The sequence below is a fragment of the Sandarakinorhabdus rubra genome (assembly GCF_010994245.1).
GTDB lineage: Bacteria > Pseudomonadota > Alphaproteobacteria > Sphingomonadales > Sphingomonadaceae > Sandarakinorhabdus > Sandarakinorhabdus rubra.
Genome location: NZ_WMHO01000133.1, coordinates 1 through 7,465, shown reverse-complemented (window position 1 = coordinate 7,465; position 7,465 = coordinate 1). Strand labels below are relative to the sequence as shown.

At 68.1% G+C, this 7,465-nt stretch carries 10 protein-coding genes; 5 read left to right on the top strand and 5 right to left on the bottom strand.

Annotated features, from left to right (window positions below; genetic code table 11):
• The 4 genes from GJV64_RS09215 to GJV64_RS09200 all read right to left on the bottom strand — a co-directional run.
• Positions 1 to 208: translation initiation factor IF-2 associated domain-containing protein (locus tag GJV64_RS09215; RefSeq protein ID WP_164156960.1), on the bottom strand; the 208-nt coding region annotated here is incomplete at its 3' end.
• A gap of 8 nt (positions 209 to 216) precedes the next feature.
• Entirely contained in the window at positions 217 to 969 is a 753-nt protein-coding gene (locus tag GJV64_RS09210; RefSeq protein WP_164156959.1) for a DUF448 domain-containing protein, read from the bottom strand.
• Positions 956 to 2,530, bottom strand: a complete 1,575-nt coding sequence (gene nusA / locus GJV64_RS09205; RefSeq protein ID WP_164156958.1) for a transcription termination factor NusA — start codon at positions 2,528 to 2,530, stop codon at positions 956 to 958. Before nusA ends, GJV64_RS09210 begins: the two co-directional genes overlap by 14 nt.
• 1 nt (position 2,531) lies before the next feature.
• On the bottom strand, positions 2,532 to 3,116 hold the full coding sequence (locus tag GJV64_RS09200) for an LSm family protein (protein WP_164156957.1): 585 nt from the start codon (positions 3,114 to 3,116) through the stop codon (positions 2,532 to 2,534).
• Between the two features lie 256 nt (positions 3,117 to 3,372).
• On the opposite strand from GJV64_RS09200, the gene GJV64_RS09195 reads away from it, so the two are divergent.
• Positions 3,373 to 3,957 (top strand): urate hydroxylase PuuD, encoded by a 585-nt coding sequence (locus tag GJV64_RS09195; protein ID WP_164156956.1) that lies wholly within the window; start codon positions 3,373 to 3,375, stop codon positions 3,955 to 3,957.
• Positions 3,958 to 3,979: 22 nt separating this feature from the next.
• Here GJV64_RS09195 and GJV64_RS09190 read toward each other — a convergent pair whose 3' ends face one another.
• Positions 3,980 to 4,321 (bottom strand): hypothetical protein, encoded by a 342-nt coding sequence (locus tag GJV64_RS09190; protein WP_164156955.1) that lies wholly within the window; start codon positions 4,319 to 4,321, stop codon positions 3,980 to 3,982.
• Positions 4,322 to 4,520: 199 nt separating this feature from the next.
• On the opposite strand from GJV64_RS09190, the gene rplU reads away from it, so the two are divergent.
• From rplU to proB, 4 genes are all read left to right on the top strand, one after another.
• Positions 4,521 to 4,808: a 50S ribosomal protein L21 gene (rplU, locus tag GJV64_RS09185; RefSeq protein WP_164156954.1), complete on the top strand. Its 288-nt coding sequence runs from the start codon at positions 4,521 to 4,523 to the stop codon at positions 4,806 to 4,808.
• 31 nt (positions 4,809 to 4,839) lie between these two features.
• Complete coding sequence (rpmA, locus tag GJV64_RS09180; RefSeq protein ID WP_164156953.1) at positions 4,840 to 5,115, top strand: 50S ribosomal protein L27; 276 nt, start codon at positions 4,840 to 4,842, stop codon at positions 5,113 to 5,115.
• 73 nt (positions 5,116 to 5,188) lie between these two features.
• Complete coding sequence (gene obgE / locus GJV64_RS09175; protein WP_164156952.1) at positions 5,189 to 6,232, top strand: GTPase ObgE; 1,044 nt, start codon at positions 5,189 to 5,191, stop codon at positions 6,230 to 6,232.
• Positions 6,217 to 7,365: a glutamate 5-kinase gene (gene proB, locus GJV64_RS09170; protein ID WP_164156951.1), complete on the top strand. Its 1,149-nt coding sequence runs from the start codon at positions 6,217 to 6,219 to the stop codon at positions 7,363 to 7,365. Before obgE ends, proB begins: the two co-directional genes overlap by 16 nt.
• Positions 7,366 to 7,465 lie beyond the last annotated feature (100 nt).

Genomic DNA, 7,465 nt, shown 5'->3' with positions numbered 1-7,465 from the left:
GGGCCGCAGCAGGCGTGGGGGCAGGCGCTGGCGGCGGTGCAGCCGGTGCCTCGCCGGGCCGGTGCAGCACGCGGGCGCGCTTCACCTCCACCACGACCTGCTTGGAGCGGCCATGGCTGAAGGTCTGCTTGACCTTGCCCACCTCCACCGACTTGTTCAGGCCGAGGGGGGCACGCATGCCAAGCTTGGGTTTGTTGTCGTCACTCATTGCAGCGCCTAATGCCTCTCGCTGGCCGCCGGGGCAACAACTGTTGCAGCCCCCGGCCCGGTTAAATTCGTCTCAGCCAGCGCAAGGCCAGCCTGGGCAAACCCGGCCAGCCGCGCCAGATCGGCCGCGATGCGCGTCGCCGCCCCGGCATCGGTCACGCCGATGTGCACCACATTGTCCCGCCCCAGCGCCGCCGACAGCGCATCGCGCCCGAACGGCAGGCGCTGGTGGGCGATGGCCGCGTCCAGGCTCTCCCCCACCGCGCGGGCCATGCCGTCCATCCGGTCGGCGCCGTCGGGCCGGGCATCGCCGGCATGCAGCAGCATCCGCACCTTGCCCCTGCTAAGCTGCTCACGCACCCGGTCTGCCCCGAAGATGAGGTTGCCGGCGCGGTTTTCCAACCCCAGCCGGCCCAGCAGCCGCTGCGTCAGCGCCGCTTCGATGCGATCGGCCAGATCATCGGCGAGGCGGATCGCATTGCTCTTCAAGGCCCGCGCCAGCGCGCCCTGCAGCCGCTTTCGCGCCGCCACCGTCTCGAACAGGGCACGATCGGCGCTGATCCAGCCGCCGCGGCCGGGCAGCTTGCCGGCCAGGTCGGGCACGATGCCGCCATCGGGCGCCAGCGCCAGCCGGATCAGGCCGGTGCGGGGCATGGCTTCGCCGGTCAGGAGGCAGCGGCGCTGGCTTTCCCCGGCGCTCGCTTTGGGGCTCTCCTTCCGGTTGTCCGGTGCTGCCGGCTTCAGGCGATCATTGTGCTCCATCCGCTGATGCGTCCTCCTCATCAGCGAACCCCGAAGCCGCAGGCGTTTCTTCTGCGAACCAATGCGCACGCGCCGCCATGATGATGCGGTTGCCATCATCATCCGACAGGCCGAAGTCCTTCAGGATGCCGCCGCGGCCCACCAGCTCGTCGGTGGCGAGATCGCCCAGGTCATCCAGAGTCTTGATGCCCTTCTTGCCCAGCACCACCAGCATGGCCTCGGTCAGGCCCTCGATGGCGGCGACATCATCCTCGACGCCCAGCGCCCGGCGCTCCTCGCGGGCGGCGGCCTCGCGGCGCTCCAGCGCCTCGATGGCGCGGTTCTGCAGCTCGGTGGCGAGATCATCGTCGAAGCCCTCGATGCTGGCCAGTTCGGCCAGCTCGACGTAGGCGACCTCTTCCAGCTCGGAGAAGCCTTCGGCCACCAGCAGCTGGGCCAGGGTTTCATCGACATCCAGTTCGTTCTGGAACAGCTCGGACTTCTCGACGAATTCCTTCTGGCGGCGCTCGCTCTCGTCGGCCTCCGTCATGATGTCGATCTGCTTCCCGGTCAGCGCCGAGGCCAGACGCACGTTCTGGCCGCGACGGCCGATAGCGAGGGACAGCTGGTCATCGGGCACCACCACGTCGATGCGGCCGTCTTCCTCGTCCAGCACAACCTTGCTGACTTCCGCCGGCTGCAGCGCGTTGACCACGAAGGTGGCGGTGTCGGGCGACCAGGGGATGATATCGATCTTCTCGCCCTGCAGCTCCTGCACCACCGCCTGCACGCGGCTGCCCTTCATGCCGACGCAGGCGCCAACGGGGTCGATGCTCGAATCATTGCTGATCACGCCGATCTTGGCGCGGCTGCCCGGATCGCGGGCGACGGCCTTGATCTCGATGATGCCGTCATAGATTTCCGGAACTTCCTGGGCGAACAGCTTCTTCATGTAGTCGCCATGGGCGCGGGACAGGAAGATCTGGGGCCCGCGCGGCTCGCGGCGCACGGACAGGATCAGGCTGCGCACCCGGTCACCGGGCTTCAGCACCTCGCGCGGGATCTGCTGGTCGCGGCGGATGACGCCTTCGGCTTTGCCCAGATCGACCACCACGTGCCCGAACTCGGCACGCTTGACGACGCCGGTGATGATCTCGCCCTGGCGGTCCTTGAACTCCTCGAACTGGCGCTCGCGTTCGGCATCGCGCACCTTCTGGACGATCACCTGCTTGGCGCCCTGGGCGGCGATGCGCCCGAATTCAACCGGAGGCAGCGGATCGACGACAAAGCTGCCCAGTTCGGCCGCCTTGTCCTTCTTCAGCGCGTCCTTCAGGCTGATCTGCTTGAAGAAATCCTCCGGCTCCTCAACCACTTCCAGCACTCGCCACAGCCGCGTCTCGCCGGACTTGGGGTCGATCTTGGCGCGGATGTCGTTCTCCGCGCCATAGCGGGCGCGGGCGGCACGCTGGATGGCGTCTTCCATCGCCTCGATCACGATGCCGCGATCGATCGACTTCTCGCGTGCCACGGCATCGGCGATGGCCAGCAGCTCGGCACGGTTGGCAGTGAGGGCGGTTGCCATGTCAGTCCTCCGCAATGTCGGAATCAGGGGTTTCGTTGTCGTTGTGGGCTGTAGCGCCCGTCTCGATGATCTCGTCGGCGCCGCTGGCATCCAGTGGCCGCGAGGCGGCGATCAGCCGGTCAGTCAGCACCAGCTTGGCGCCCTTGATGCTGGCCAGCGGCAGGCGCAGCGTCTGGCCGTCGCGGCCCGTCACCAGGGCATCGGCGCCATCAAGGCCGGCGATGTCGCCGTGCACCCGCGCGCGGCCGTCCACCTTGGGCTCCAGTGACAGCCGCACCTCGTGCCCGGTCCAGCGCTGCCAGTCGGCGGGGCGGGTCAAGGGCCGGTCGATGCCGGGCGAGGACACTTCCAGCGCATATTCGCTCGCAATCGGATCGGCCTCATCCAGCGGCTGGTCAAGCGCTCGCGACAGCGCCGCGCACTGGTCCAGCGTCAACTGGCCGGTTTCCGGATCCTCGGCCATCACCTGCAGCGTCAGGCTGCCGGGCTGGCCGTTCAGGCGGACGCGCACCAGGTCAAGCCCCATCGCCGCCACCACGGGGGCAATGATGGCATCCAGGCGGGCATCAAGATCAGTCGCGGTCAAGCCGGGTCCTCAAGATCGTCCGTTGCAACACGGGTCCGCCGGCCAAGCGGGTCTGGCGCCGCGGGGCGGAGCCTCGCAGCCTGCAAACCATCAGCCATGCAGGAATGCGGCGCATATACGCCGGTCACGGAACGGCAGCAAGGAAAAAGGGTGCGGCGCGGCGCCCCAGAAGCGAGAGTCGTCCCGCGCGGGCCTTAACAAGACTGCCTTGCTCCCCTATAGGCGGCAGGGTCATTCAACTTCGGGGCATTTCACCATGGCTGCGGTTCTCGGCAAACTTTCCAATGCGCTTCTCATCGGCCTGGCGCTGCTGGTGCTGGCCATCGTCGGCTTCCATGGCGGCTTCATCGGCAGCGACGCCGGCGCCTGGACCCAGGGCTTCCTGCGGGTGGTGCATGTGTGGGCCGGCATCCTGTGGATCGGCCTGCTCTATTATTTCAACTTCGTGCAGATCCCCACCATGCCGGCGGTGCCGGCCGAGCTGAAGCCGGGCGTCACCAAGTATATCGCCCCCAAGGCCCTGCTCTATTTCCGCCACGGCTCGCTGCTCACGCTGATCGCCGGCCTCGGGCTGGCCGGCGGTTACCTGGTCGAAGCGCTCACCTTTGCCGAAGGCTACCGGGTGATCGGCATGGGCATGTGGCTGGGCATCATCATGGCCTTCAACGTGTGGTTCCTGATCTGGCCGAACCAGAAGATCGCGCTGGGCATTGTCGAGGCTGATGCCGATGCCAAGGCCAAGGCGGCCAAGACCGCGATGATCTTCAGCCGCACCAACTTCGTGCTGTCGTTCCCGATGCTCTATGGCATGATCGGCCACGGCCACATCTCGCCGGTCTGATCCGTCGGTCGGAGCCGGCGCCCTAAACGGGGCGCGGCTCGGCCAGCCCGGCATCGGGCGCACAGTCCGGCAGTTCGGCATAGTGCGCCCGGCGGCCGTTGCGGCTGATCCACACCCGCAGCGAGGCATATTCCGGGCAGGGGCGATAGCGCCAGCGGAACTCCCAGCCGTCTGCCCATTGCTGACCCTCGCGCGCCTGGAACAGGGCGCCAGGCTGGCCGCTGCGCTGGCGATATTCGCGCGCCAGCCGATCGGCCAGCGCCGCGGCCGCCTGCGGCGCAATCGGCGGATCATAGAATTGCAGGGCCGCGGTCCCGGCAGCGATGAACACGGCGATGAGCAGCAGGATGCGGCGGCGGGTCACGCAAGGTTTGTGCAACAGTCCCGCCGGCCATGCAAATGGCGCCGTCGCGGCAAGATGATGCCCTCAGGGGATGCTGACCGCGACGGGCATGGCCGTTGACAGCATGGGGGGCATCCAGTAGTGGCCCGCCTTCGCGTGGGCCGGGATCGCCTGATTCTGGCCCGTGACCATTTGAAACCTCAATTCAAGGCTCCAAGTCATGTTCGCAGTGGTGCGCACCGGCGGCAAGCAATACCGGGTCGCAGACGGTGACAAGATCATCGTCGAAAAGATCGAAGGGGATGCCGGCAGCGCCGTCACCCTGGAAACGCTGATGACCGGCGAAGGCGCCGCCGTGAAGACCGGCGGCAGCGTGACCGCCGAGATCGTCGCCCAGACCAAGGGCGACAAGGTGGTCGTGTTCAAGAAGCGCCGTCGCCACAATTATCGCCGCAAGAACGGCCACCGCCAGCAGCTGACGGTGCTCAAGATCACCTCGGTTGCCTGACGCACCGGTCGCCTGAGAAGGATATCCCACCATGGCTCACAAGAAGGCAGGCGGCTCGTCGAAGAACGGGCGCGATTCGGAAAGCAAGCGGCTTGGCGTGAAGCGCTTCGGCGGCCAGGCCGTGAACGCCGGCACCATCATCGTCCGTCAGCGTGGCACCCCCACGCACGCCGGCCGCAATGTCGGCATCGGCAAGGATCACACGCTTTATGCGCTGGCCACCGGCAAGGTGGTGTTCCACACCGGCAAGCTGGGTCGCAAGTATGTCTCCGTCGATCCGGTCGTGGAACCGCTGGCGGCTGAATAAGCCCGGCTCCACACCCGCGTTTTGAAAAGGGGAGCTGGGCGACCGGCTCCCCTTTTTGTTTCAAGGTCCCATCATGCAGTTTCTCGACCAGGCCAAGATCTTCATCGCGTCCGGCGCCGGCGGCGACGGCGCGGTGTCGTTCCGGCGCGAGAAATATGTGGAGTTCGGCGGACCCGACGGCGGCGACGGCGGCAAGGGTGGCGACATCATCTTCGAATGTGTCGACGGCCTCAACACGCTGATCGACTTTCGCTATGCGCAGCATTTCAAGGCCAGGCGCGGCGCCCACGGAATGGGCCGCAACCGCAGCGGCCCGGGCGGCGAGGACCTGCTGATCAAGGTGCCGGTGGGCACCCAGATCCTGGCCGATGACGAAGATCGCACGCTGATCGTCGACATGACGCGGGTGGGCCAGCGCGCCATCCTGTTGAAGGGTGGCGACGGCGGCAAGGGCAACGACCATTACAAGTCCAGCACCAACCGGGCGCCGCGCCAGTTCCAGCCCGGCTTTCCCGGCCGCGAGATGTGGGTGTGGCTGCGCCTCAAGCTGCTCGCCGATGTGGGCTTGGTGGGGCAACCGAATGCCGGCAAGTCCAGCTTCATCAACGCGGTGTCCAACACCAAGGCGAAGGTCGGCAACTATGCCTTCACCACGCTGAAGCCGCAGCTCGGCGTCGTTGCCCACAAGGGCCAGGAACTGGTGATGGCCGATATCCCCGGCCTCATCGCGGGCGCCGCCGAAGGCGTCGGCATCGGGGACCGGTTCCTCGGCCACATCGAACGCTGCCGCGTGCTGCTGCACCTCGTCGACGCCAGCCAGACCGGCCCGGTGGAGATCTGGCGCACGGTGCGCGATGAACTGTCGGCCTATGGCGGTGGGCTTGATGCCAAGCCGGAAATCCTCGCACTGTCGAAGTGCGACCTCGTCAGCCCGCAGGCGCTGGCGGCCAAGAAGCGCGCGCTGGAACAGGCCAGCGGGCAGCAGGTTCACACCATCAGCGCCGCGACCCGGGCCGGTATCGATCCCGTGCTCGACAAGCTGATGGAGATCGCCGGCCGCGCCCAGGCCATGAAGACCGCCGGCAACCGCGGGGACAGTGCATGGTCGCCGCTCTGAACCCTGTGATCCCGGCTGCTGCCTTCGATCCGGGCGTCTGTCCGCGGCTGGTGGTGAAGATCGGCTCGTCGCTGCTGGTCGATGCCGCTGGGGCGGTGCGCACCGGCTGGCTGGCTGGTGTCGTCGCCGATCTCGCCGAGCGCCGCGCTGCGGGGCAGGAGATTGTCATCGTCTCGTCCGGTGCCATCGCGCTGGGCGCCCGCCGGCTCGGGCTGGAAAAGGGCGGCCGCGCCAGCCTGGAGGACGCGCAGGCCGCCGCCGCCGTGGGCCAGGTGGCATTGGCCGGCGTGTGGGAACAGTTGCTGGGCCAGGCCGGGCTGACCGCCGCCCAGCTGCTGCTCACCCTGGGCGACCTTGAAGACCGGCGGCGCTATCTCAACGTCGCGGCCACCATCGCCCGCCTGCTCGACCTGAAGGCGGTGCCGGTGCTGAACGAGAATGACACGGTGGCCACTGCCGAGATCCGCTTTGGCGACAATGATCGGCTGGCGGCGCGCGCAGCGCAGGCGGCCGGCGCCAGTGGCGTCATCCTGCTCTCGGACGTCGATGGCCTCTACACCGCCAATCCGGCCAGCGATCCCACCGCCCGGCGACTGCCGGTGGTGGAGGCGCTGACGCCCGAGGTGATGGCGATGGCCACCGGTGAAACGCGCTCCGGCATGGGATCGGGCGGCATGGCGGCCAAGCTGCTGGCGGCGCGCATGGCCGGCGCGGCGGGCATTGCGCTGGCCATCTGCGACGGGCGGGTGGAGCGGCCGTTGTCGCACTTCGCCAATGCCGGCGGCGGCACGTTGTTCCTGCCGCCGCGCGCCGCCAAGGGCCGCAAGGCCTGGCTGGCGGGGCGGCTGACTGTCAATGGCACGTTGACGGTAGACGCCGGCGCGGCGGCGGCCCTGAAGCGCGGCGCCTCGCTGCTGGCGGCTGGTGTGCGGGCGGTGGAGGGCCGCTTCAAGCGCGGCGACGTGGTCGCCATCCACGGCCCGGCCGGGGAATTGCTGGGCCGCGGGCTGGCCGGTTATGATGCCGATGATGCCCGCGCCATCATGGGCCTGCGCAACGAAGCGCAAGCCGCAGTGCTGGGCTATGCCCCCCGCGCTGCCCTCGTTCATGCCGATCATCTGGTGCTGATATGACAATGATCACCGACATGGCCCGCGCGGCGCGGGCTGCCCTGCCGGCGCTGGCCGCCGCGCCCACCGAACAGAAGGCCAGTGCCATCCGCACTGCCGCCGC

Bases quoted from the DNA above. Each gene is read 5' to 3' on its own strand.
- GJV64_RS09210 (WP_164156959.1), bottom strand. From the start codon at position 969: ATGGAGCACAATGATCGCCTGAAGCCGGCAGCACCGGACAACCGGAAG.
- nusA (WP_164156958.1), bottom strand. From the start codon at position 2,530: ATGGCAACCGCCCTCACTGCCAACCGTGCCGAGCTGCTGGCCATCGCC.
- GJV64_RS09195 (WP_164156956.1), top strand. From the start codon at position 3,373: ATGGCTGCGGTTCTCGGCAAACTTTCCAATGCGCTTCTCATCGGCCTG.
- rplU (WP_164156954.1), top strand. From the start codon at position 4,521: ATGTTCGCAGTGGTGCGCACCGGCGGCAAGCAATACCGGGTCGCAGAC.
- rpmA (WP_164156953.1), top strand. From the start codon at position 4,840: ATGGCTCACAAGAAGGCAGGCGGCTCGTCGAAGAACGGGCGCGATTCG.
- obgE (WP_164156952.1), top strand. From the start codon at position 5,189: ATGCAGTTTCTCGACCAGGCCAAGATCTTCATCGCGTCCGGCGCCGGC.
- proB (WP_164156951.1), top strand. From the start codon at position 6,217: ATGGTCGCCGCTCTGAACCCTGTGATCCCGGCTGCTGCCTTCGATCCG.